Below are 22,728 nucleotides of genomic sequence, written 5' to 3'. Positions count from 1 at the left end.
CGTTTTCGGAATAAGTGCGTGTCGCTTTCAGGATGCTACTGGCGCGAAAGGCACGCTGGTGGTCGCTGACAGACGAGGACTGTCACACTGATTTGTTAGCTTCGATCTCTTTAAATCAGGGAGATTTGTCGATGAAGTTCGCACCGAAATTACTGGCTGCCGCACTCTGCCTGGGCCTCGCTGGCCAGGTACTGGCAACGGATTTGAAACACTGGCCGGCCGATCAGGCCAAGGCGCTGGACGCGATGATCGCCGCCAACGCCAACAAGGGTAACTACGCGGTGTTCGACATGGACAACACCAGTTACCGCTACGACCTCGAAGAGTCGTTGCTGCCGTTCATGGAGAACAAGGGCCTGATCACTCGCGACAAGCTCGACCCCTCCCTGAAGCTGATGCCGTTCAAGGACACCGCCGACCACAAGGAAAGCTTGTTCAGCTACTACTATCGCCTCTGCGAAGTCGACGACATGGTCTGCTACCCATGGGTCGCCCAAGTGTTCTCGGGCTTTACGCTCAAGGAGCTCAAGGGTTACGTCGATGAAATGATGGCCTCCGGCAAACCGGTGCCGGCGACTTACTACGAAGGCGACGAGGTCAAGAAACTCGACGTCAATCCGCCGAAACTCTTCACCGGCCAGCAAGAGCTCTACAACAAACTGATGGAGAACGGCATCGAGGTCTACGTGATGACCGCCGCCTCGGAAGAGCTGGTGCGCATGGTCGCGTCCGATCCGAAGTACGGCTACAACGTCAAACCGCAGAACGTGATCGGCGTGTCCCTGCTGCTCAAGGATCAAAAGTCTGGCGAGCTGACCACCGCGCGCAAGCAGATCACTGCCGGCAAATATGACGAGAAGGCCAACCTCGGCCTTGAACTGACCCCGTACCTGTGGACCCCGGCAACCTGGATGGCCGGCAAGCAGGCAGCGATCCTGACCTACATCGATGAATGGAAAAAACCGGTGCTGGTCGGCGGCGACACCCCGAGCAGCGACGGCTACATGCTGTTCCACAGCGTCGACGTGGCCAAGGGCGGCATCCACCTGTGGGTCAACCGCAAGGACAAGTACATGACCCAGATCAACGGCATGATGGCCAAGCACGCCGCGGCCCAGGCCAAGGAAGGATTGGCAGTGACGGCGGACAAGAACTGGGTGATCGTCAAGCCTGAAGAGATCCAGTAACCCAACGCCGACCTGCCGTTGGAGCCGGCTTGCTGGCGATAGCGGACTTGTGACACACCGCTATCGCCAGCAAGCCGGCTCCTACAGGGATTTGCATACAACGCAGATGGAGCGAATGGCAAAAAAATACCCCGCAAACGCGGGGTATTTTTTGTGCGACGGTTAAGGCTTACAGCCCGTCCAGCATCGCCTTGTTACGCACCGCACCCTTGTCGGCACTGGTGGCCAGCAGGGCGTAGGCTTTCAGGGCGGTGGTCACTTTACGTGGACGCACTTCCACAGGCTTCCAGCCTTTCTTGTCCTGCTCGACCCGGCGCGCAGCCAGTTCTTCGTCGCTGATCAACAGGTTGATCGAGCGGTTCGGAATGTCGATCAGCACTTTGTCGCCGTCCTGTACCAGACCAATCGCGCCACCGGCAGCCGCTTCTGGCGAAGCGTGGCCGATGGACAGGCCCGAGGTGCCGCCGGAGAAACGGCCGTCGGTGAGCAGGGCGCAGGCTTTGCCCAGGCCTTTGGATTTCAGGTAGGAAGTCGGGTAGAGCATTTCCTGCATGCCCGGGCCGCCTTTCGGACCTTCGTAGCGAATGATGACGATGTCGCCTTCCTTCACTTCGTCGGCGAGGATGCCACGCACGGCGCTGTCCTGGCTTTCGAAGATCTTGGCGTTGCCTTCGAACACGTGGATCGACTCGTCGACGCCGGCAGTTTTCACCACGCAACCGTCCAGGGCGATGTTGCCATACAGCACGGCCAGGCCGCCTTCTTTCGAGTAGGCGTGCTCGACGCTGCGGATGCAGCCGTTTTCACGGTCGTCGTCCAGGGTTTCCCAACGGGTCGACTGGCTGAAGGCGGTTTGCGTCGGGATGCCGGCCGGGCCAGCCTTGAAGAAGTGATGCACCGCTTCGTCGTTGGTCTGGGTGATGTCCCACTTGGCGATGGCTTCTTCCATGCTGCGGCTGTGCACGGTCGGCAGCTGGGTGTGCAGCAGGCCGCCACGGGCCAGCGAGCCGAGGATGCTGAAGATCCCGCCGGCACGGTGCACGTCTTCCATGTGGTACTTCTGGATGTTCGGCGCGACTTTGCACAGTTGCGGCACGTTGCGCGAAAGACGGTCGATGTCGCGCAGGTCGAAATCGATCTCGGCTTCCTGGGCGGCGGCCAGCAGGTGCAGGATGGTGTTGGTGGAACCGCCCATGGCGATGTCCAGGGTCATGGCGTTTTCGAACGCCTGGAAGTTGGCGATGTTGCGCGGCAGTACCGACTGGTCGTTCTCGCCGTAGTAACGCTTGCACAGCTCGACGATGGTGCGGCCTGCCTGCAGGAACAGCTGCTCGCGGTCGCTGTGGGTGGCCAGGGTCGAGCCGTTGCCCGGCAGGGCCAGGCCCAGGGCTTCGACCAGGCAGTTCATCGAGTTGGCGGTGAACATGCCGGAGCACGAACCGCAAGTCGGGCAGGCGCTGCGCTCGTACTCGGCAACCTTCTCGTCAGAAGCGCTGGAGTCGGCGGCGATCACCATGGCGTCGACCAGGTCGAGACCGTGGCTAGCCAGTTTGGTCTTGCCGGCTTCCATCGGGCCGCCGGACACGAAGATCACCGGAATATTCAGGCGCAAGGACGCCATCAGCATGCCAGGGGTGATCTTGTCGCAGTTGGAGATGCAGACAATGGCGTCGGCACAGTGGGCGTTGACCATGTACTCCACGGAGTCGGCGATGATCTCGCGGCTCGGCAGCGAATAGAGCATGCCGTCGTGGCCCATGGCGATGCCATCATCGACCGCAATGGTGTTGAATTCTTTTGCCACGCCGCCAGCGCGTTCAATCTCGCGGGCGACCAGTTGGCCCAGGTCTTTGAGGTGCACGTGGCCCGGTACGAACTGGGTGAAGGAGTTGGCAATGGCGATGATCGGCTTTTTAAAGTCGTCATCTTTCATCCCCGTGGCGCGCCACAGGGCGCGGGCGCCGGCCATGTTGCGGCCGTGGGTGGATGTTTTCGAGCGGTAATCAGGCATGAAGCACTCCGGGCGGCTAATCAGGTATCAAAAGGGAAGTGAGCTTCTATTGACGTCTGGAGTACTCGGAAATGGCCGTGTGTCCAAAGGTTGCCGATAACTTTGCGGGATCGCCGCGCGCTTCAGCTTGAGCTCATAAACCCGCCGGGGATGACTGGCGATGAATGTTCGCGATTCTACACGGCTGGCGGCTGGAGGGAATGCCTGCGCGCGTGCACAAGACGCACGGACCGCCTTCTGTAGGAGCGAGCATGCTCGCGATGAACTCAAGGACGCCGCGGGGTGTCAGGCAATCAGCGTTATCGTTGACGACTATCGCGAGCGAGCTCGCTTCTACAAGGGCGGCGGTTGACCTGCGCGTTCAGACCTAGAGCGGTGGTGCTTAACAGCAGGAATGCCAATGCCAAGGTCGAATGAAGATCACTTGCGCTCAAGTTGATGAGGGCACTGATCAGACCGCCAAAGATAAACACCAGCGTATTGCCCGCCGAGGCGCTAATGCCTGCGTTATTGGGGAACACATCCATTGCTTTGGATGTGGCGATAGGACGGGCGATGGTCGTGCCGGCGGTACATATAATCATCGGGACTAATACTGTCAGGGCTGAAAGCCCCAGCGATATTGAGAGTAAAAGCATCAGCAGCCCTGAGAGGAAAATCAGGTTTAGGCCGACAACGATTTGCGTGTTGGGCGCTATCCGATTGGCAAGCACCTGGGCGGCGATCCCGCCGATTATGTAAGCCGCACCGTAGATTAACAAAGTCAGGGAGAACTCATAGGTCGACATTTGCAAGTGATCCATGAAGATCAGCGGTGAGACTACGATGAAGGAAAAATGGCAGGTGAAAGCGATGGCCGCGATGAGCCAATAGCCCATGAAACTCAAGTCAGCACACACACGTCGGTACGAATGAATGATGTTCTGGCGTGAGGCCCCGGCGGGACGCTGATCCTCCAGAAAGAAATACGCCTTGAGAAATACGGTCACAGCCAATGCAATGAACAGGTAAAAACTACCCGGCCAATCCAGCGCCTGCTGCAGCACGCTTCCCATAAATGGCGAAACGGAAATGAAAATTCCGCTGGCCGTGACCATCAGAATTCGCAGTCGATCTCGCTCTGGGCCTCCGAACAAATCCTGAACCAGCGCCTGTGACAGCACGAAGCAGCCGCAACCAACTGCCTGGACTACCCGGAACATCAAAAACCAGGTGTATTCGGTCGACAGGACACATCCTGTTGAGCCAATGATTGAGACCGCCATTCCAGCAAGGAGTAGACCCTTGCGCCCAATTGCATCCGAAAGTGGCCCGATCAGCAGTTGAGATACGGAGATACCTATAGCAAACATGCTGATTGAAAATGCAATGTCGGCAGGTGAGGTTTGGAAGTGATTGGCCAAGGCCGGGACTGATGGTAGCAAGACATCGAGAGGGAAGACTCCGAGCAGCACCATCGTCATTAAGAGAACGACCGCTGACCGACGTTTTTTTGCAGATATGGCATATTTTTCATTGCTCATCGAAAAGTCCTGCCTTGGAGAAAATTTGCCGATTGGCAGGCAGATCGAAGAGTCCGGCTTTTTTCAATGCTTGCAGAGTCGCACCTGCACCTGACCGTACGCGGAGAAGATGAGCGTTATCACTCGTCATATCGGTCAGTATTTCCGCGACAGTTGCTTCTTCCAGGCATGCACTGCGAAGGCTTTCGCCAAGCCAGCGTTCATCAATTTCAAAGAAAATATGCAGTATTTCCAAGAGCAACTTGGCGACAAAAGTACTCTGTTCGCAGCTCAGGTGCACCCATAGATAATGGAACACCTCGCTAAAGTAACGACTGTGCAGCGCCTCATCCGCGAGATGGTCTCTGAGCATTTCTTGAACGCTGCACACTAACGTTTGGCGGCATACGTCCAGCAGTTCCTTGGCGATAATCGTCTCCGACACAAAGCCAACAAGAAACCATGCCAGTGTTTTGTGCCTGTCCGGTGTGCCGTCGATCAGGGCGTTCAGTCTTATTATTCGCTGGGGCATTACTGGCCGATCAGTCATGCCATAAAAGTCAGCAATTTGCTCGGCGAGATTATTGGAGAATAGGGCGTGATAACCTTCATCGGTATAGAGCTGCAGCGCGGCCGTTTTCATTCGTTTAGGAATGGAGATACCGAGGTCGCTGTGGACAATGGTTTCGACTGATCGATTGACAATGCGGTGTTCAAGCAGTGTTGTGTAATCAAGAAAATGCACCAAATGATTTGCGGATAGGCGATGAACGACAGCTCTACCTGCTGTTTTTATCGACGAGTGATTCAGGTAAGGGAGGAATGCCGGGGGAAACCAATATCGAGTTTCTAGTTGTTTTTCTATGTCCGTTGCTAATAGATAGCAGTGCTCGCTAGTTCGTACCGACGCCCGGGCGTTCCATTCGCCTAGGGTGAAGCGCTGGGGCCACAAAGCGGAGTCGGAGGACGGGTCTATAAGTGGTGAAGTCATTACTCTTACTCCCTGCCGCTTAGCAATAATGTCATTTCCTCGCACATCACTTGCCCATTGCTCTTACCGCAACCAACAAAGAACAATGGTTGCTCTGGGCTGTCCGCAAGCCTCAACAGCGTCTCGACTTGATCGTCCGTCAATGCACCGGTCAACCAAGTGTTCAATCCCAGCGAAGTAGCTACCAATTGAAAGGTCTGGGAGATGTGACCTGCTTCGACATAGGCCATTCGGTAGGCTCGCGAATGCTCATATTTCCACCATAGTTTGTCGAATCGACTGGTGATAAATAGTCCGACTGGCAGGTTATTAATGAAATGTTGCCCGCATAGTAGGTGCCCCAAAGGCTCAAAAGGTAAGGAATTGATGAAACTCAGCGCGTGCTCTGTGGGGTGATAGGCGTAGAGACCGGGTTTCAAACCGGCAACGTTTTGAACCTGAAGAAAACCTTCACAAGCATTTAGTCCGCCGCCGGATGGGCTACTTCGCCGAGCTTGGAGGCCTTCGGCAACACTTTCGTCGATGTCATTCGTGCGTTCATGCAAATAACCGAGTGACAGGTAAAGCAGCGTACTGATCGCTTCTAGGGAAATGTCTTCTCCGGTAAAGGTGCGGCAGGTTTTTCGGTTGATTAGGACATTTGTCAGGGAGACTTCCGGCAGGCAGGAAGGCTTTGGAAGGACAATCAGTTCACGAGCCACAAATTCCGAGAATCTGTCTTGAGGGGTGGGGGTGTTGAGTACCGCTGTACAATGGTCGAGATATTGTCTTGTCCATTCATGAATATCTTGGGGGACGTGATCGAAGGGGATGTTTTTAGTGCCTATATGGAATATTTTTGAGAGGTCATCCCAGCCCCATTCAATATTTTCGACTGTGGTATTAGTAAGAATTCCTGAACTTAGAAGATGAGTGTCGATGGTGTTTGTTGCGCTAAAGATTTTTGGATTCTCAATTAGCTCGGATAGTCGGGTTGAGTATTCAAGGTTTAGTTCAAACTGTTTGTGGTTTTTATAGTCCCAAACTATCTGGTGGGGTGGGCGCGGAATTATGAATAGGTGAGGGTTGATTTGCATTTTGGTAGTTCTCTGAAAGGGATCTCAGAGAACGCTGGGTAGCCGGCACTCCCCAGCGCCTCATTTACTTAACGGGCTTTTGAGGAAACCAAAAAAGCCAGATTGGCGATGGTGGAAGCTTCCAGAGTAATTGTTTTCATGGTTGGAACTCCTTTTTTGTTTTTAAGTAGTGTCACCTCGTGGTGACAACTTGATCATAGGTATTAATTTATTTTTTTCAATGAAATGTTATGTAAGGATTTTCTGGCAATTATGTCGGAGCAATCCTACGTTTAGGTGTGTTTCTAAATTAGGTCCGAAAAATTGCCCAGGAATGTAAAGATGGCGTCTGGCTAGAACTGATATGTTTGGAGAACTGAGGGGAGTTAAAAAGCAGAAGGGAGCCGATTGGCTCCCTTTTTAAGCGGGACAAATCAGCTATTCGGCAACAACCGGCAAGTAATGCTCTTGATGTAGCGCGTTTCAGGGATGGCAGGATGCACCGGATGATCCGGACCCTGGCCACCACGCTCCAGCATCTGGATGTTGCGGTCCAGGTGGCGGGCGCTGGTCAGCAGGATGTTTTGCAGGTCGTCTTCCGGCAGGTGCATCGAGCAGGAGGCGCTGACGAGGATGCCGTCCTTGGTCAGCAGGCGCATGGCTTGCTCGTTCAGGCGGCGGTAGGCGCCTTCGCCGTTTTTCATGTCTTTCTTGCGTTTGATGAACGCCGGCGGGTCGGCCACGATCACGTCGAAGCGTTCTTCGCTGGCTTTGAGTTCCTTCAGGGCTTCGAAGACGTCGCCTTCGATGCAGGTCATCTTGTCGGCGAAGCCGTTCAGGGCGGCGTTGCGTTCGACGCCGTCGAGGGCGAAGCCCGATGCGTCGACGCAGAACACTTCGCTGGCGCCGAAGGCGGCCGCTTGCACGCCCCAGCCGCCGATGTAGCTGTACAGGTCCAGCACGCGCTTGCCCTTGGCGTAAGGTGCCAGGCGTGCGCGGTTCATACGGTGGTCGTAGAACCAGCCGGTTTTCTGGCCCTGGATCACCGGGGCTTCGAATTTCACGCCGTTCTCTTCCAGCGCCACCCACTCCGGCACCAGGCCGAACACGGTTTCGACGTAGCGGGTGAGGCCTTCGGCGTCACGGGCGGCGGAGTCGTTCTTGAACAGAATGCCGCTTGGCTTGAGGACCTGGGTCAGCGCCGCGATCACGTCGTCCTTGTGGGCTTCCATGGTGGCCGAGGCGATCTGCACCACCAGGATGTCGCCGAAACGGTCGACCACCAGGCCCGGCAGCAGGTCGGAGTCGCCGTAGACCAGGCGGTAGAACGGCTTGTCGAACAGGCGATCGCGGATCGACAGGGCCACGTTCAGGCGATGCACCAGCAGCGACTTGTCCAGTGGCAGCTTGATGTCGCGCGACAGGACGCGGGCGCAGATCAGGTTGTTCGGGCTCATGGCGACGATGCCCAATGGCTTGCCGCCGGCGGCTTCGAGGATCGCCTGGTCGCCGGCCTTGAAACCGTGCAGAGGGGTGGCGGCTACATCGATTTCGTTGCTGTAGACCCACAAATGACCGTTGCGCAGACGACGGTCGGCGTTGGCTTTGAGGCGCAGGCTAGGCAGGGACATGACGTCGCTCCGGAAAAAAGAGCGGGAGTATAGCGCGTTGCAGGGCAGGCAGGTTCGGCGGTAGACATGTGGTGAGGAGGAAGATGACCGAGATTTGGTATGTCGGATCCAATGTTTAGAAGCTAGAATCTGCGCCTGGCCCAGAGTGTGTACTTATGTCCCAAGAGCTGACTCCCGAACAGATCCATCAATCCCTACAAGGCATCAGTGTGCCGGCCCAGCCGCAGATCATGGTGGATCTGCAGATGGAGCAGTACATGCCCGACCCGGATCTGGATGTGATCGCGAAGCTGATTTCCCAGGATCCTGGGCTCTCCGGTTCCCTGCTGAAAATCGTTAACTCGCCGTACTACGGCTTGACCAACAAGATCGCCTCGATCAAGCGCGCGGTGAATCTGCTGGGCAGTCGCTCGATCATCAACCTGATCAATGCACAATCGATCAAGGGCGAAATGAATGACGAGACCATCGTCACCTTGAACCGTTTCTGGGACACCGCCCAAGACGTGGCGATGACCTGTCTGACCCTGGCCAAGCGTATCGGCGCCCAGGCCGGCGACGAAGCCTATGCCCTGGGTCTGTTCCACGACTGTGGCGTGCCGCTGATGCTCCAGCGTTTCCCCGACTACATGTCGGTGCTGGAACAGGCCTACGCCAATGCCGGTCCCGAATGTCGGGTGGTGGACACTGAAAACCAGACCTTCAATACCAACCACGCCGTGGTCGGTTATTACACGGCCAAGTCCTGGCGCCTGCCGGACCATGTCTCGGCCGCGATCGCCAATCACCACAATGCCCTGGCGATCTTCAGCGATGAGTCGTCGCGCAACAGTTCACTTAAGAACCTGCTGGCAATCCTGAAGATGGCCGAACACATTTGTGCGTCCTACCGTGTACTGGGCAACCAGACTGAAGACCATGAGTGGAACAGCATCGGACATCTGGTGCTCGATTACGTCGGCCTCTCGGACTACGACTTCGAAACCCTCAAGCAGACGATCCGCGACCTCGGCACTCATCGCTAAGTAGCGTACCTTCTACTGTTTCGAAAGCCTGATTCGAGAGCCGTCATGCCTGAGCTGCCAGAAGTCGAAACCACCCGTCGTGGCATTGCCCCGTACCTGGAGGGCCAACGCGTCAGTCGGGTGATCGTGCGCGATCGTCGTCTGCGCTGGCCGATTCCGGAGGATCTGGATGTGCGTTTGTCCGGTCAGCGCATCGTGCTGGTGGAGCGGCGCGCCAAGTACCTGCTGATCAACGCCGAAGTCGGCACCCTGATCAGTCATTTGGGCATGTCGGGGAATTTGCGGCTGGTGGAGGTTGGCTTGCCGGCAGCCAAGCATGAGCACGTGGACATCGAACTGGAGTCGGGCCTGGCCCTGCGCTACACCGACCCACGGCGGTTTGGCGCGATGCTCTGGAGCCTCGACCCGCTCAATCACGAACTGTTGATCCGCCTGGGGCCGGAGCCGCTCACTGACCTGTTCGACGGCGAGCGTCTGTTTCAGCTGTCCCGCGGGCGTTCAATGGCGATCAAACCGTTCATCATGGACAACGCGGTGGTGGTGGGCGTCGGCAACATCTATGCGACCGAAGCGCTATTCGCCGCCGGCATCGACCCCCGTCGCGAAGCCAAGGGCATTTCCCGTGCGCGCTATCTGAAGCTGGCGATTGAAATCAAACGCATCCTGGCCGCCGCCATCGAACGTGGTGGCACTACGCTGCGGGACTTTATCGGGGGCGATGGCCAGCCGGGTTACTTCCAGCAGGAACTGTTCGTGTACGGCCGGGGTGCCGAGCACTGCAAGGTTTGCGGCACCCAGTTGCGGGAAGTGAAGCTTGGGCAGCGCGCCAGCGTCTTCTGCCCACGCTGCCAGACTTGAATGGCTGACTTGTAGGAGCCGGCTTGCTGGCGAAGGCGGCGTGTCAGGCGACATTGATGTTGCGTGTGCCGGCCTCTTCGCCGCCAGTGACGGCAGCGGCGATCCGCTTTACACCATCCATAGTCCACCGGCATACGCCATGATTGGCGACCTGCTGATCGCCCGGTCGTTGCTGGTGGTGGCGACGGTGATCGATGCGGGGCAGGCATTGGTCGTGGACCCGGCGAAAGCGGCGTTCGTGCGTTGCCTAGGGGTTTGAGCAGGCGGAGTAGGCCGTCCAAAAGCTTCGCGGGCAAGCCTCGCTCCTACAGGTAATAATCTTGTAGGAGCGAGGCTTGCCCGCGAAAACGCCCTTACAGACGCAAGATGTATTAAGCCTTTCCGGTAATCTTCCGGTACTTCTCCATCAACTCGTCTTGAGTCTCCGGATGGGCTTCGTCCAGCGGAATGCAATCGACCGGGCAGACTTGCTGACACTGCGGTTCGTCGTAGTGGCCAACACACTGGGTGCACAGGTTCGGGTCGATCACGTAGATCTCTTCGCCTTGGGAAATGGCGGCGTTCGGGCACTCAGGTTCGCAGACGTCGCAGTTGATGCAATCGTCGGTGATGATCAGGGACATGCTAACTCCAGCCGGGGCGGCGGGCCCGGCGCAATAAATCAATGCGCGTAATTGTGCCGCATTGGCGCCCGGACTGCACGTAGCTATGACGTACTGTAGGAGCCGGCTTGCTGGCGAAGCGGTGTTTAAAGTGCACCGCGTTGGGATCGCCAGCAAGCCGGCTCCTACAGTCTGTGGGTTACTTCTTGAAGCGCTCGGTCAGGGCGTCTGCCACCACAGGGTGTACGAACTTGGTGATATCGCCGCCCAGGGCTGCGATTTCACGGACCAGCGTCGAGGAAATGAACGAATAACGCTCGGACGGCGTTAGAAACAAGCTTTCCACATCCGGAGCCAGTTGCCGGTTCATGTTCGCCAGCTGGAATTCGTATTCGAAGTCCGACACTGCGCGCAATCCCCGCAGGAACACGTTGGCATTCTGCTCTTTGGCGAAATGCGCCAGCAGGGTCGAAAAACCGACGACTTCAACGTTCGGCAAATGCTTGGTGACCTCACGGGCCAGTTCAACACGCTGTTCCAGAGGGAACAACGGGTTTTTCTTCGGGCTTGCGGCGACAGCAATGATCACGTGATCGAACAGGCGCGAGGCGCGTTCGACCAGATCGCCATGGCCCTTGGTAATAGGGTCGAAGGTACCTGGGTACAACACTCGGTTCATCGCGGCGTCCTGGCGGGAGTGCGTTGGGGAGTCGGATGGTATCGCAGCCTTACCGGTCGGGAAAGTCGACTGTTGGGTAAGAAAGCACTATAGACGATGGGAATGTTCGTCGTTTTCATGGGTTTTTCAGGCGTTCGGCCAGGGAAGTCGCCAGTTGCGCGGTCAGTCCATAGACCGACAATTGCGGGTTGGCGCCAATGCTGGTGGGGAACAGTGAGCCGTCATGAATCGACAGATTGCCCAGTTGATGATGCCGGCCGAGGCTGTCGGTCACCGCATTTTTCGGGTCTTCGCCCATCGCACACCCCCCCATCACATGGGCGCTGCCCAGCCGTGTGCGGTACAACTCAAGGCGGAGTCCGTCGATCAGGCTGCGCGCTTCGCCCAGGGTTTTCACATAGCGCGCATCAGCGTGCATCGGCATTACGGCCCTGGCGCCACCGGCAAACTGGATCTCGGCCATGCTGTGGAAGGCCCGGCGCAAACCGTCCCGGACATAAGAGGAAACCTGGTAATCGAGTACCGGCGAGCCGTCGCCGCGCAGCTCGACGTTGCCACCGGTGCTGTCCGGATGAAATCCGTCGCGCAGCAACGCGAGCATGGCGTGGGTGTGCGGCAGGTTGGCCATGTGTTGCGCATTTTCCTGGCCGAACCCGCCAAGCAACGTGGTAGCCAGCGCCGGGTGCAGCGGTGGCACCTCCAGTTTGTAGCCGATCTTGCCCGTGGTGCCGTCCTGCCATTGGAAATGGTCGGAGTAGATCGACTGCGGCGCGCCATAGAACGGGTTGATCACCTCGTCGAACTGCCCGGCGGACATGTTCACCAGATGCAGAAAGGTCCGTTTGCCCAGCCGCTTGTGTGGGTCCGGTGCGTCGGAACGCAGCAGCAGCGCCGGGCTGTTGATCCCGCCACCGGCCAGCACGTAATGCCGCGCCTTCACCGTGATGCGTCGGCCCGTGGGCTCGACGCAGCGCGCATCCATCGCCACGCATTGCAGTCCGATGACCTTGTCGCCGGCGATCTGCAGTTTTTCGGCGCGGGCCAGATAAAGCAGTTCGCCGCCCTTTTCCAAGGTGGCGGGAATGGTGGTGACCATCATCGATTGCTTGGCGTTGGTCGGGCAGCCCATGCCGCAGTAGCCGAGGTTCCAGCAACCGCGCACGTTGCGCGGGATGACGTGCCAGCTGTAGCCGAGCTGTTCGCAACCCTTGCGGATTACGTCGTTGTTGGCGTTGGGCGGCACCATCCACGGTGCGACGCCCAGGCGTTGCTCCATTTTTTCGAACCACGGCGCCATGTCCGTCGGGCTGTGGCCCTTGACGTTGTGCTCCTTGGCCCAGTGTTCCAGGGTCGGCTCGGGCGTGCGGAAACTGGACGTCCAGTTGATCAGCGTGGTGCCGCCCACGGCCCGGCCCTGAAGGATGGTGATGGCGCCGTCCTTGCTCATGCGGCCGATACCTTCCTGATAGAGGCTGCTGTAGGCCTGGTCTTCGAGCAGTTTGAAATCGCTGCTGGTCTTGAGCGGGCCTTCCTCGATCAGCAGTACCTTGTAACCGGCGGCGCTGAGGATTTCCGCCGTGGTCCCGCCGCCGGCACCACTGCCGATGATCGCCACATCCGCTTCGAGGGTCAGGTCCTGGGTCAATTGCGAGCCGTCATGGGTTTTCCAGCCACGGGCCATGCCTTCGCGGAACGGGTCGGGTACGGGCATCTTCAGGTTCTCTTATTGTTTTTGGATTTTGTGGTGAGGCAACCGACGCCTTCGCGGGCAAGCCCGCTCCCACAGGATTTGAGTCGTTCACAAAAGATTGGGCCAGCCCGAAACCTGTAGGAGCGAGCTTGCTCGCGATTGGGGCGACTCGGTTTCAAACGGTCGGAGGCCCGGGATACCCGCAATGCGCCCACGACTCCTTGCGCCCGTACCAGGCCATCATCACCAGTTGCACCAATGAGCTGTGGCCCATACGCAGCAGGCTCAACGAACTGTTTTCCCAGCGCTCGAGAAAATGCCGGATATCGTCAGCGCTGGCGTTCTCCCAGCTGCCCCAAATACCGGTCAGCGGCCCCCGTGTCACGGCCATGCCCAGCACATCGAATAACTGACGAGTCAGCTTAAGCATTTCCGGCGACAGGTGATCGAGGTTGTAGTCCAGGCTTTTCAAAGTGCCTTCGACGGCGCTGGATAGCCGTTCGACGGCCACGGCACCGTCGAGCATCACCGGGACCAGTGCTCGCAGAAACAGCAGGTCACCGCTTCGCAGCGCAGCGAAGCCATTGGCGGCTATGTTCGACGAACAGCCACTGAGGCTGGCGCCCAACCCGGCGGTGGCGAGAAAGGCGCTGGCACCGAGGCTGAATTTGAGCAGTCCGCGCCGTGACAGCGCGGGAGTATCGGACAGGCTTGGGCTCATTATTGTTATTACCCGATGGCGTTGAGCGTTAGCGGATGAACAGCTTCTGGATCAGTTTCTGGATGGATTTACCGTACGGCGGGTAGATCAGTTTCGCCGCGTTGAAACGCTGTTTGATCAGCACACCCTTGGCCTTGCTGAAGGTCAGGAAACCCTCGTGACCGTGGTAATGGCCCATGCCCGAAGCACCGATGCCACCGAACGGCATGTCGTCCTGGGCGACATGCAGCAGCGTGTCATTCAGGCACACACCGCCGGAATGGGTTTCATGCAACACACGGTGTTGCTCGCGCTTGTCATAGCCGAAGTAATACAGCGCCAGTGGCCGAGGGCGCTGGTTGATGTAGGCAAATGCCTGATCCAGATCCTTGTACGGCACGATCGGCAGCAGCGGGCCGAAGATTTCGTCCTGCATCACCGTCATCTCATCGCTGACATTGAGCAGAAGGCTATGCCCCATGCGACGTCCTTGACCCTGTTCGAACAGCGGGATCAGCCGCGCGCCTTTACCGGTGGCGTCGCTGATGTAGCCGTTGAGTCGTGCCAGTTGGCGGTCATTGATGATCGCGGTGTAGTCCGGGTTGTCAGCCAGCGTCGGATAAAACCCGCGAACCGTTTGGCGATAAACCTCGACGAACGAGTCGACGCGGTCTTCCGGCACGAGGACATAGTCCGGGGCTACGCAGGTTTGGCCCGCGTTGAGGGTCTTACCGAAAGCGATGCGTTCGGCGGCATCCTTGAGCGGCACGTCACGGGACACGATGGCTGGGGACTTGCCGCCCAGTTCCAGCGTGACTGGCGTCAGGTTTTCCGCCGCCGCGCGCATCACGTGTTTGCCTATGCTGGTGGCGCCGGTGAACAACAAATGATCGAAACGCAGCTTCGAAAAAGCCACACCAATGTCGGCCTCGCCCAGCACCACGCAAACCAAATCTTCGGGAAAGATTCGCCCCAGCAATTCCTTGAGCAGCAAACCGGTGGCGGGGGTCGATTCGCTGAGTTTGAGCATCACCCGGTTGCCTGCCGACAACGCACCGACCAAGGGGCCCATGGCCAGATACAGCGGATAATTCCAGGGCACGATCACACCGACCACGCCCAGTGGCTGGTAGACCACTTTGGCCGAGGCCGGCTGAAAGGCGGCGCCCACCTTGCGCCGCGACGGACGCATCCAGCCCTTGAGGTGGCGGCTGGCGTAATGAATGCCGTGCAGGCTGGGCATCAGTTCGGCGAGTAAGGTTTCATCGGCGCTGCGGTGGCTGAAATCCTGGCTGATCGCATCGATCAGGGGCTGGCGTTCTTTGTTCAGCAAGTCGCGTAATGCCTTGAGCCATTGCTGGCGCTGGGCCGCCGGTGGCATGGGGTTGGCGGCGTACGCAGCGCGCTGTGCATCAAACAGGGTTTGAAGTTCTTCCAGAGGCTGCTGCAGATCTTGAAGGTAGGAAATTTCAGCAGTCATGGTCGGCTCCGGATTTATTGTAATTAGGCAATTTTTAGAGTCTGTGCTCTAGAATGTCAAATGACATCCTGGTGCAGCTTTGTTTTATCCCTTCCGGATAGGTCGTAAGATGCCCCTCAACGCACTCTGAATCTAAGCTCAAGCCATGGCCCCACGGATAAAAACCAGCGAGCGCATCGTGCAAAACAGCCTGGAGCTGTTTAACCAGCAGGGCGAGCGCAGCATCAGCACCAACCACATTGCTGCCCACATGGAAATTTCCCCGGGCAACCTGTACTACCACTTCCCTAACAAGCAGGCGATTATCGCCGTGCTGTTCAGCGAGTACGAATGCCTGGTGGACAGCTTCCTGCGCCCACCCCAGGGGCGGGCGGCAACGGTGGAGGACAAGCGCTACTACCTCAAGGAACTGCTGTCAGCCATGTGGCGCTACCGGTTTCTGCATCGCGACCTTGAGCACTTGCTCGACAGCGATCCGGACCTGGCCGGGCGCTACCGACGTTTTTCCCAGCGTTGCCTGATCCAGGGCACTCACATTTACGAAGGCTTCGTCGAGGCCGGCATCCTCAAGATGGATCGGGTGCAGATAGAGTCCCTGACCCTCAACGCCTGGATCATCCTCACCTCTTGGGTGCGTTTTCTGTGCACCACCCGGGAAAACTCCAGCCACCTCAGCGAACAGGCGATCAAGCGCGGGGTTTATCAGGTGTTGGTGCTGGAGGCCGGGTTCGTCACGGACCAGGCACGCGATGCGGTCAATGCGTTGTTCGAAGAGTTTTACGTGCCACTGGCCCAGGCACTCGAAGAAGTGGCGAGCTAGCCGACGTGGATAGAAAAGTGCAGTAGGATCGACCCCGGTTTAATCACAGGAGCCCGTTATGCCCATTGCGCAACTGATCAGCCCGCAAGCGTTGGACCTGAAAAAGGAGCAGCCGGGGCTGGTGATTCTGGATTGTCGTTTTGCCCTCGAAGACCCCGATTACGGTCAGCGCAGCTACGCCGAGGGCCACATCGCCGGGTCGGGTTTTGCCGATCTTGAGCGTGACTTGAGTGGCAAGGTGGTCAAGGGCGTGACCGGGCGTCATCCGTTACCCGAGCCTGCCGAGTTGATCGAGCGTCTGCAGGCCTGGGGCATCAGCAACGACAGTGAAGTGGTTTTGTATGACGATGGTCCGGGCGCCTTCGCGGCGCGGGCCTGGTGGCTGCTGGCTTGGTTGGGCAAGCGCGATGGCGTGTTCATCCTCGATGGCGGGCTTAAGGCCTGGCACGCGGCGGGTTTGCCCTTGAGTCTCGATGCACCGCATAGAGAGCGGGGTAACTTTTCCGGGGCGCCGGACAATGGATTGCTCCTCAGCGCCGAAAAACTGCAAAAGCGTCTTGGTCAACCTGAGCTGACCTTGCTGGATGCCCGCGCCTTGCCGCGCTTCAAGGGCGAAGTGGAGCCGATTGATCCGATTGCCGGACACATTCCCGGCGCGCAATGCGCGGCGTTCACCGACAACCTGGGCAGTGACGGTAGATTCTTGCCGGCCGATCAGCTCAAGCAGCGGTTTGCCGCGAAACTGGGCAACCGCTCGCCGGACGATCTGGTGGCGTACTGCGGTTCCGGCGTGACGGCTTGCCATAACCTGTTTGCCTTGTGTCTGGCGGGTTATCCGTTGGGTTCGCTGTATGCGGGGTCGTGGAGTGAGTGGATCAATGATCCGGCTCGCGGTATCGCCACGGGGGAATAAAGATCAAAAGATCGCAGCCTGCGGCAGCTCCTACATGGGAATGCAAAACCCTGTAGGAGCTGCCGCAGGCTGCGATCTTTTCGCTTCTAAAGCCGGGCACTGCGATACGCCCCCGGCCCAACGCCATACACCTGCTTGAACTGCCGGCTCAGATGGCTCTGGTCGGCAAATCCCAACTGCGTGGCCACCTCCAGCGGCAAGCATCCGCCCTGCAACAACGCCCGCGCCCGGGCGATGCGCTGTTGCATCAGCCAGGTGTGCGGCGGCACGCCGGTGGCGCGGCGGAACACCCGGGCGAAATGGAACGGCGACAGGTTCACCGCCGCCGCCAGTTCTTCAAGCGAAGGCGGCGCCGCCAGTTGTGCGTGCAGCAGTTCCTTGGCGAGCGTCACCGCCCGGTGTTCCTTGCCCGGTTTGCCGGCATCGGCAACGGCCGCATGACGCTGCAGCAGCGACAGCATCAGTTCGCGCCAAGCGGTCTGTTGTTGCAGCGCGGTGGCAGGGCTTTCCAGCAAGCGATGCAATTGGCAGAAACCGTTCACCAGGTCGGGATCGCGGTACAACGTGGCGCCGAACGCCGGCAGGTGGTGGGTTGGCAGTTCGAGTTCGGCCAGCAATGAAAGGATCTGCCCGCTGTCTGGATAGAACGCCCGATACAGCCAGCCATCCTCCGTGCCCTTGTGCCCGGTGTGCAATTCGTCGGGATTGATCAGCACCAGTGTGCCGCTGCCAGCCAGGTGTTCGGCGCCGCGATAGCGGTAACGCTGGGCGCCAGCCATGATCATGCCAATGACGTAGCCGTCATGTACGTGGGGGGCGAAGCGATGGTCGATGTAGCGTGCCGACAACAGTTCGACACCGGCCAACGGTGCCGTTTGCCAGAAGTGGATCGACTCGCCCTGATCAATGCTCATGGTTTGGTCGAGCCCCACGAAGCCTGGCCCATGGAGGTCAGCCACTGGGGAATGCGCCGTTCCAGGTAGTAACCCGGTTGCCTGACCGATCCGTCGACAAATCCCACGTGTCCACCCCTGGCTTGCAACTCGAACTGCGTGCAGGAGGAAAGCTCGTCAGCCAGCGGCAGGCTATGGGGAAACACGAAGGGGTCGTCAGCGGCCTGGATGATCAGGGTCGGCGTGCGAATGTCTCCAAGGAAATAGCGGCTCGAAGCGCGGCGGTAGTAATCCTCGGCATCGGTGAAACCGTTCAGTGGTGCGGTGACCCGGCCATCGAAATCCCAAAAAGTACGCATGTTTTCCAGTGAGCCCAGCGCCGCCAGTGTGGCCAGGCCTTCCTCACGTCCGTCATGCTGGAATTGGCGTTGCTTGTTTTTGATGTAGGCCAGCATCTCGCGCATGAAGTGCGCCTGATAGACCTTTGAAAAGCCCTGGCCAATCCGGTCGGCGCACTGGTCCAGGCGAAACGGCACCGACACCGCCACCGCACCGTGTACGCCGCTATCGCTGCCGGTTTCGCCCAAATGCTTGAGCAGCACATTACCGCCCAGGGAATAGCCGACTGCATACAGTGGCGCCAGCGGGCGCTTGGCCCGCAGGTGCCTGATGGTTTCGGCCAGGTCTTCGCTGGCGCCGGAGTGGTAACTGCGCGGCAACAGATTCGGCTCGCCCGAACAGCCACGCCAGTTCAGCGCGACACTGGCCCAACCCCGATCACCCAGGGCTTTTTGCATCCCAGCCACGTAAGGGGAGTTCGATGAACCGGTCAGGCCGTGCAGCACCAGCACCAACGGTGCATTGACGCTGTGGGGGCCGTGCCAGTCCAGATCAAGGAAATCGCCGTCCTCCAGCCACAAACGCTCACGCTCGCGCTGGATGTGGGTGGTCTTGCGCCAGAGCGGTCCCCACAAGGTTTGCAAGTGTGGGTTGCCGAGGCCGAAGGCAGGGATGAAGCGTTCTGACGGAGGGTGCACGATTGTTCTCGGAGCAGTGGTGCGCGCCTGTGGGGCGCGCGCCTTGTTCAGGCCGGTCGATCAGCCGGCGATCTCTGCCATACGTTGCCACAAGGAATAATAGACCCGCCCGGATTTTTGTTCCCGGTGCAGGCGCCAGTTGCCCGGCAGGCCAAGGGTCGAGGGTGCGGTTTCGCTCTCGGTGTAGACCCAGGCATCTTCTGCCAGCCATTGGCGCTCTTCGAGCAGCTTGCACACGGCGGGCAGCAGGTTCTGGTTGAACGGCGGATCGAGGAACACCAGGTCGTAAGCCGTTGCCGCCTGGGTTTCCAGATAGCGCAGGGCGTCGGCGGTCTGGACCTGGCCGGTGGTGCAACGCAGTGTGCCCAGGTGTTCCTTGAGGCTGGACACGGCCAGGCTGCTGGCATCCAGCGCCTGACCCATGGCCGCGCCACGGGACAAGGCTTCAAGAAACAACGCGCCGCTACCCGTGAACGGGTCGAGCACTTTGGCGCCGGGAACGTAGGGCGCAAGCCAGTTGAACAGGGTTTCACGCACCCGATCCGGCGTCGGGCGCAGGCCCGGGGCATCGGGGAAGCTCAGTTTGCGGCTACGCCATTCGCCGCCGATGATGCGCAGCTGGTTCACGCCGTTGTGCACGGGCTTTTTCGATTTCGATTGAGTGGCCATTAATGCTCCGGAACCCCGAGCGGTTGCTCGGCAGGTTTATCAGTAGGGGCCGGTAACGGCTTTTGCGGCACGGTCGGGCCAGCGCTGACGATGACCATTTTGTCCGTGCTCAGGTGTTTGTTCATGGCGGCTTTGACTTGCTCAACGGTCAGATTCTGGGACTGTTGCATGAAATCTTCCAGATGACTCAATGGCAGATTGTAGAAGCCAATCGCACCCAATTGACCGACGATATCGGCGTTGCTGGCCGTGGACAGCGGGAAGCTGCCGGCCAATTCACGCTTGGCGTCGTCGAGTTCCTTTTCGGTCGGACCGGTCTTGAGGTAGTCGGCGAGGACGTCCTGCACCAGTTTCAGGGTGCCCTCGCTCATTTCGGCGCGGGTCTGCAGATTGATCATGAACGGGCCGCGCGCCTGCATCGGGCTGAAGCCCGAGTACACGCCATACGCCAGGCCACGCTTCTCGCGCACTTCACTCATCAAGCGTGTGCCGAACCCGCCACCGCCAAGGATCTGGTTTCCCATGGACAGTGCCGCGTAATCCGGGTCGTCACGGTCGATGCCCAGTTGCGCGAGCATCACGTTGGTCTGCTTGGATGGAAACTCGATATGGCCGACGCTGGCCTTGGGCTCGCTCGGTTGCGCAATTTTCGGCAGGGCCGGGCCTTTGGGCAGGGCGCCGGAGACTTGCGCGGCAATGGCTTCGGCTTCGACGCGAGACAAATCGCCAACCAGCGCGATCACGACGTTGCCGGCCGCATAGGCTTTCTCGTGGAACGTGCGCAGTTGTGCCAGCGTGATCGCCGGAATGGTTTTTGCCGTGCCATCGCTGGCATGCGCGTACGGATGATCGCCATACAGGCGGTTCATCAATTCAAGGCTGGCCAGTTTGCCGGGGTTTTGCTTTTGGTATTCGAAGCCGGCGAGCATCTGGTTCTTGATGCGGGTAAGCGAGTCGGCGGGGAAGGTGGGTTTGCCAACGACTTCAGCGAACAGCTTCAACGCCGGTTCGCGTTTGTCCACGGCGCTGAGGCTGCGCAGGGAGGCAATGGCCATGTCCTTGTAGGCACCGTTGCCGAAATCGGCACCCAGGCCTTCGAAACCCTGGGCGATAGCGCTGACGTCCTTGCCGGCCACGCCTTCGTTGAGCATGGCGTTGGTCAGCAATGCCAGGCCAGGCGCGTTGCCGTCCTGGCTGCTGCCGGCGGCAAAGATCAGGCGCATGTCGAACATCGGCAGCTCACGGGCTTCGACGAACAATACTTTGGCGCCTTCGGCGGTATTCCAGGTTTGCACGTCGAGCTTGCGGTGGCTCGGCGCCTTGCCGTTGAGTTCGGACAGCGATTGCAGCTTGTGGCTGGCCTTGGCCTTGTCCAGGGCTTCGCTGGCATTGGATTCACCGGTCTTGGTGAAATAGAACGCAGCCGATCCGATCAGGGCGACAGCGATCAGGCCGAACACGGCCAAGCGCGGTTTTTTATGTTCACTCATGAGTCGTCTCCTCCGGCAGTACATGGGCGACGCTGAGACGTTCGCGGGTGAAATACAGCTTGGCGGCTTTCTGGATATCTTCCGGTGTCACGCTTTCCAGTTCGGCAAGCTCGGTGTCCATCAGCTTCCAGGACAGGCCAACCGTCTCCAGTTGGCCAATGGCGGTGGCCTGGCTGGTGATCGAGTCGCGCTCATATACCAGCCCGGCGATGACCTGCGCGCGCACCCGCTCCAGTTCTTCAGCCGACGGGGCGGTGGTTTTCAACTGTTCCAGCAGTTTCCACAAACCGGCCTCGGCCTGTTCAATGGTTTTCTTTTTTTGGCTGTTGGGCGTTGCCGACAGGGTGAACAGGCTGTCGCCACGGGTGTAGGCGTCATAACTCGATGAGCCGCCGGACACCAGTTCTTCGCCGCGCTCCAGTTGCGTCGGGATGCGTGCGCTGTAGCCGCCGTCGAGCAGGGCCGCGATCAGGCGCAAGGCGTTGACCGAGCGTTTGTCTTCGGCGGTGGCGATGCTTGGCACGTTGAACGCCAGCATCAGGCTAGGCAGTTGGGTCTTCACGTGCAGGGTGATCTTGCGCTCGCCGGGTTCGGCCAGTTCCAGCGGAACCTTCGCCGATGGCACGTCGCGTTTGGCGATGGGGCCGAAGTAGCGCTGGGCCAGGGTTTTGACTTCATCCGGAGTCACGTCGCCGACCACCACCAGGGTGGCGTTGTTCGGCACGTACCAAGACTCGTACCAGTGGCGCAGTTCTTCGACTTTCATGCGGTCCAGGTCCGCCATCCAGCCGATGGTCGGCGTGTGATAGCCGCTGGCGGGGTAGGCCATGGCCTTGAAGCGCTCGTAGGCCTTGGACATCGGCTTGTCGTCGGTGCGCAGGCGCCGTTCTTCTTTAATGACTTCGATTTCCCGGGCGAACTCGTCGGGCGGCAGCCGCAGGCTGGCCATGCGGTCGGCTTCCAGTTCGAAGGCGACGCCCAGGCGGTCGCGGGCCAGCACTTGGTAATAGGCGGTGAAGTCATCGCTGGTGAAGGCGTTCTCTTCGGCGCCGAGGTCGCGCAGGATCAGCGACGCTTCGCCGGGGCCGACTTTCTCGCTGCCCTTGAACATCATGTGCTCCAGGGCGTGGGACAAGCCGGTCTGACCCGGCGTCTCGTAGCTGGAGCCAACCTTGTACCAGACCTGGGAGACCACCACAGGCGCACGATGGTCTTCGCGCACAACGACCTTCAAGCCGTTGTCGAGGGTGAACTCGTGGGTGGGTTGTGGATCGGCCGCCAGGGCCGAGAGAGGCAGACAAACTGTGCTGAGCAGCAGGCCTGCGGCGCGGCGGGCTAGAGCATTCATTCGTTTTTAAACCTGTTGGGCTGCCCGCTTGGTCTTAGCGTCTGCGGGCGAGGAGGTGCTAGGATACTGATCCGTTTTAGCGGCGGCCACGCCTATCAGGCCTTTATGCTTGATCAGGTTGAAAGGGTTTTCGACGAAAGGTGGGTT

At 59.1% G+C, this 22,728-nt stretch carries 21 protein-coding genes; 6 read left to right on the top strand and 15 right to left on the bottom strand.

The features are described 5' to 3' along the window. Positions 1 to 131: 131 nt before the first annotated feature. Positions 132 to 1,187: a haloacid dehalogenase-like hydrolase gene (locus tag ABTV22_RS28490; protein WP_433737666.1), complete on the top strand. Its 1,056-nt coding sequence runs from the start codon at positions 132 to 134 to the stop codon at positions 1,185 to 1,187. A gap of 169 nt (positions 1,188 to 1,356) precedes the next feature. On the opposite strand, the gene ilvD is transcribed toward ABTV22_RS28490, so the two are convergent. The 5 genes from ilvD to ABTV22_RS28465 form a co-directional block, all read right to left on the bottom strand. Then, positions 1,357 to 3,198, bottom strand: coding sequence for a dihydroxy-acid dehydratase (gene ilvD / locus ABTV22_RS28485; RefSeq protein ID WP_433737664.1), 1,842 nt, complete (start codon positions 3,196 to 3,198; stop codon positions 1,357 to 1,359). A 299-nt stretch (positions 3,199 to 3,497) separates the two neighbouring features. After that, complete coding sequence (locus ABTV22_RS28480) at positions 3,498 to 4,721, bottom strand: MFS transporter (RefSeq protein WP_433737662.1); 1,224 nt, start codon at positions 4,719 to 4,721, stop codon at positions 3,498 to 3,500. Beyond that, positions 4,711 to 5,691: a diiron oxygenase gene (locus tag ABTV22_RS28475; RefSeq protein WP_433737660.1), complete on the bottom strand. Its 981-nt coding sequence runs from the start codon at positions 5,689 to 5,691 to the stop codon at positions 4,711 to 4,713. The genes ABTV22_RS28480 and ABTV22_RS28475 overlap by 11 nt, the downstream gene beginning before the upstream one ends. A 5-nt stretch (positions 5,692 to 5,696) precedes the next feature. After that, a complete protein-coding gene (locus ABTV22_RS28470) occupies positions 5,697 to 6,767 on the bottom strand; it encodes a SagB family peptide dehydrogenase (protein WP_433737659.1) in 1,071 nt (356 codons plus the stop codon). 413 nt (positions 6,768 to 7,180) lie between these two features. After that, positions 7,181 to 8,377: a class I SAM-dependent rRNA methyltransferase gene (locus tag ABTV22_RS28465; protein ID WP_110965368.1), complete on the bottom strand. Its 1,197-nt coding sequence runs from the start codon at positions 8,375 to 8,377 to the stop codon at positions 7,181 to 7,183. A gap of 209 nt (positions 8,378 to 8,586) precedes the next feature. Here ABTV22_RS28465 and ABTV22_RS28460 point away from each other — a divergent pair, with 209 nt between their 5' ends. From ABTV22_RS28460 to ABTV22_RS28450, 3 genes are read left to right on the top strand one after another with little or no spacing between them, the layout of a single operon-like run. After that, positions 8,587 to 9,402 (top strand): HDOD domain-containing protein, encoded by an 816-nt coding sequence (locus tag ABTV22_RS28460; RefSeq protein WP_433741528.1) that lies wholly within the window; start codon positions 8,587 to 8,589, stop codon positions 9,400 to 9,402. 45 nt (positions 9,403 to 9,447) lie between these two features. Further along, complete coding sequence (gene mutM / locus ABTV22_RS28455; protein ID WP_433737658.1) at positions 9,448 to 10,260, top strand: bifunctional DNA-formamidopyrimidine glycosylase/DNA-(apurinic or apyrimidinic site) lyase; 813 nt, start codon at positions 9,448 to 9,450, stop codon at positions 10,258 to 10,260. A gap of 40 nt (positions 10,261 to 10,300) precedes the next feature. Then, a complete protein-coding gene (locus ABTV22_RS28450; protein WP_433737657.1) occupies positions 10,301 to 10,519 on the top strand; it encodes a hypothetical protein in 219 nt (72 codons plus the stop codon). 112 nt (positions 10,520 to 10,631) lie between these two features. On the opposite strand, the gene ABTV22_RS28445 is transcribed toward ABTV22_RS28450, so the two are convergent. The 5 genes from ABTV22_RS28445 to ABTV22_RS28425 all read right to left on the bottom strand — a co-directional run bounded on the left by ABTV22_RS28445 (position 10,632) and on the right by ABTV22_RS28425 (position 15,411). Next, positions 10,632 to 10,883 (bottom strand): YfhL family 4Fe-4S dicluster ferredoxin, encoded by a 252-nt coding sequence (locus tag ABTV22_RS28445; RefSeq protein ID WP_110965364.1) that lies wholly within the window; start codon positions 10,881 to 10,883, stop codon positions 10,632 to 10,634. 178 nt (positions 10,884 to 11,061) lie between these two features. Next, positions 11,062 to 11,541: a pantetheine-phosphate adenylyltransferase gene (gene coaD / locus ABTV22_RS28440; protein ID WP_007939322.1), complete on the bottom strand. Its 480-nt coding sequence runs from the start codon at positions 11,539 to 11,541 to the stop codon at positions 11,062 to 11,064. A 115-nt stretch (positions 11,542 to 11,656) separates the two neighbouring features. Continuing rightward, positions 11,657 to 13,252, bottom strand: coding sequence for a GMC family oxidoreductase N-terminal domain-containing protein (locus ABTV22_RS28435; protein WP_433737656.1), 1,596 nt, complete (start codon positions 13,250 to 13,252; stop codon positions 11,657 to 11,659). 154 nt (positions 13,253 to 13,406) lie between these two features. Further along, on the bottom strand, positions 13,407 to 13,952 hold the full coding sequence (locus tag ABTV22_RS28430; RefSeq protein ID WP_433737655.1) for a twin-arginine translocation pathway signal protein: 546 nt from the start codon (positions 13,950 to 13,952) through the stop codon (positions 13,407 to 13,409). Between the two features lie 28 nt (positions 13,953 to 13,980). After that, a complete protein-coding gene (locus ABTV22_RS28425) occupies positions 13,981 to 15,411 on the bottom strand; it encodes a coniferyl aldehyde dehydrogenase (RefSeq protein WP_433737653.1) in 1,431 nt (476 codons plus the stop codon). Between the two features lie 145 nt (positions 15,412 to 15,556). On the opposite strand from ABTV22_RS28425, the gene ABTV22_RS28420 reads away from it, so the two are divergent. Beyond that, positions 15,557 to 16,231, top strand: a complete 675-nt coding sequence (locus ABTV22_RS28420; RefSeq protein WP_433737652.1) for a TetR/AcrR family transcriptional regulator — start codon at positions 15,557 to 15,559, stop codon at positions 16,229 to 16,231. Positions 16,232 to 16,289: 58 nt separating this feature from the next. Next, positions 16,290 to 17,144: a sulfurtransferase gene (locus tag ABTV22_RS28415; RefSeq protein WP_433737651.1), complete on the top strand. Its 855-nt coding sequence runs from the start codon at positions 16,290 to 16,292 to the stop codon at positions 17,142 to 17,144. Between the two features lie 86 nt (positions 17,145 to 17,230). Here the strand turns inward: ABTV22_RS28415 and ABTV22_RS28410 are convergent, their stop codons facing one another. Genes ABTV22_RS28410 through ABTV22_RS28390 form a run of 5 tightly spaced genes read right to left on the bottom strand, consistent with a single transcriptional unit; the run spans position 17,231 to position 22,581 of the window. Further along, positions 17,231 to 18,058, bottom strand: a complete 828-nt coding sequence (locus ABTV22_RS28410; protein WP_433737650.1) for an AraC family ligand binding domain-containing protein — start codon at positions 18,056 to 18,058, stop codon at positions 17,231 to 17,233. Further along, a complete protein-coding gene (locus ABTV22_RS28405) occupies positions 18,055 to 19,077 on the bottom strand; it encodes a hydrolase (RefSeq protein WP_433741527.1) in 1,023 nt (340 codons plus the stop codon). Before ABTV22_RS28405 ends, ABTV22_RS28410 begins: the two co-directional genes overlap by 4 nt. Before the next feature lie 57 nt (positions 19,078 to 19,134). Then, the gene (gene rsmD / locus ABTV22_RS28400) at positions 19,135 to 19,743 is read right to left on the bottom strand and encodes a 16S rRNA (guanine(966)-N(2))-methyltransferase RsmD (RefSeq protein WP_433737649.1); all 609 of its coding nucleotides are present in this window, start codon (positions 19,741 to 19,743) and stop codon (positions 19,135 to 19,137) included. Next, entirely contained in the window at positions 19,743 to 21,233 is a 1,491-nt protein-coding gene (locus ABTV22_RS28395) for a M16 family metallopeptidase (RefSeq protein ID WP_433737648.1), read from the bottom strand. The genes rsmD and ABTV22_RS28395 overlap by 1 nt, the downstream gene beginning before the upstream one ends. Then, on the bottom strand, positions 21,226 to 22,581 hold the full coding sequence (locus tag ABTV22_RS28390) for a M16 family metallopeptidase (protein ID WP_433737647.1): 1,356 nt from the start codon (positions 22,579 to 22,581) through the stop codon (positions 21,226 to 21,228). Before ABTV22_RS28390 ends, ABTV22_RS28395 begins: the two co-directional genes overlap by 8 nt. Between the last annotated feature and the right edge of the window lie 147 nt (positions 22,582 to 22,728).

Source organism: Pseudomonas putida (genome assembly GCF_050990305.1).
Classification (GTDB): Bacteria; Pseudomonadota; Gammaproteobacteria; order Pseudomonadales; family Pseudomonadaceae; genus Aquipseudomonas; species Aquipseudomonas putida_AH.
Note: the sequence above shows the minus strand (reverse complement) of the source record. Positions and strands in the feature narration are given on the sequence as shown.

Bases quoted from the DNA above. Each gene is read 5' to 3' on its own strand.
- ABTV22_RS28470 (WP_433737659.1), bottom strand. From the start codon at position 6,767: ATGCAAATCAACCCTCACCTATTCATAATTCCGCGCCCACCCCACCAG.
- rsmD (WP_433737649.1), bottom strand. From the start codon at position 19,743: ATGGCCACTCAATCGAAATCGAAAAAGCCCGTGCACAACGGCGTGAAC.
- ABTV22_RS28395 (WP_433737648.1), bottom strand. From the start codon at position 21,233: ATGAGTGAACATAAAAAACCGCGCTTGGCCGTGTTCGGCCTGATCGCT.
- ABTV22_RS28435 (WP_433737656.1), bottom strand. From the start codon at position 13,252: ATGCCCGTACCCGACCCGTTCCGCGAAGGCATGGCCCGTGGCTGGAAA.
- ABTV22_RS28390 (WP_433737647.1), bottom strand. From the start codon at position 22,581: ATGAATGCTCTAGCCCGCCGCGCCGCAGGCCTGCTGCTCAGCACAGTT.
- ABTV22_RS28480 (WP_433737662.1), bottom strand. From the start codon at position 4,721: ATGAGCAATGAAAAATATGCCATATCTGCAAAAAAACGTCGGTCAGCG.
- ABTV22_RS28420 (WP_433737652.1), top strand. From the start codon at position 15,557: ATGGCCCCACGGATAAAAACCAGCGAGCGCATCGTGCAAAACAGCCTG.
- ABTV22_RS28425 (WP_433737653.1), bottom strand. From the start codon at position 15,411: ATGACTGCTGAAATTTCCTACCTTCAAGATCTGCAGCAGCCTCTGGAA.
- ABTV22_RS28430 (WP_433737655.1), bottom strand. From the start codon at position 13,952: ATGAGCCCAAGCCTGTCCGATACTCCCGCGCTGTCACGGCGCGGACTG.
- ilvD (WP_433737664.1), bottom strand. From the start codon at position 3,198: ATGCCTGATTACCGCTCGAAAACATCCACCCACGGCCGCAACATGGCC.
- ABTV22_RS28410 (WP_433737650.1), bottom strand. From the start codon at position 18,058: ATGAGCATTGATCAGGGCGAGTCGATCCACTTCTGGCAAACGGCACCG.
- ABTV22_RS28465 (WP_110965368.1), bottom strand. From the start codon at position 8,377: ATGTCCCTGCCTAGCCTGCGCCTCAAAGCCAACGCCGACCGTCGTCTG.
- coaD (WP_007939322.1), bottom strand. From the start codon at position 11,541: ATGAACCGAGTGTTGTACCCAGGTACCTTCGACCCTATTACCAAGGGC.
- ABTV22_RS28415 (WP_433737651.1), top strand. From the start codon at position 16,290: ATGCCCATTGCGCAACTGATCAGCCCGCAAGCGTTGGACCTGAAAAAG.
- ABTV22_RS28490 (WP_433737666.1), top strand. From the start codon at position 132: ATGAAGTTCGCACCGAAATTACTGGCTGCCGCACTCTGCCTGGGCCTC.
- mutM (WP_433737658.1), top strand. From the start codon at position 9,448: ATGCCTGAGCTGCCAGAAGTCGAAACCACCCGTCGTGGCATTGCCCCG.
- ABTV22_RS28445 (WP_110965364.1), bottom strand. From the start codon at position 10,883: ATGTCCCTGATCATCACCGACGATTGCATCAACTGCGACGTCTGCGAA.
- ABTV22_RS28475 (WP_433737660.1), bottom strand. From the start codon at position 5,691: ATGACTTCACCACTTATAGACCCGTCCTCCGACTCCGCTTTGTGGCCC.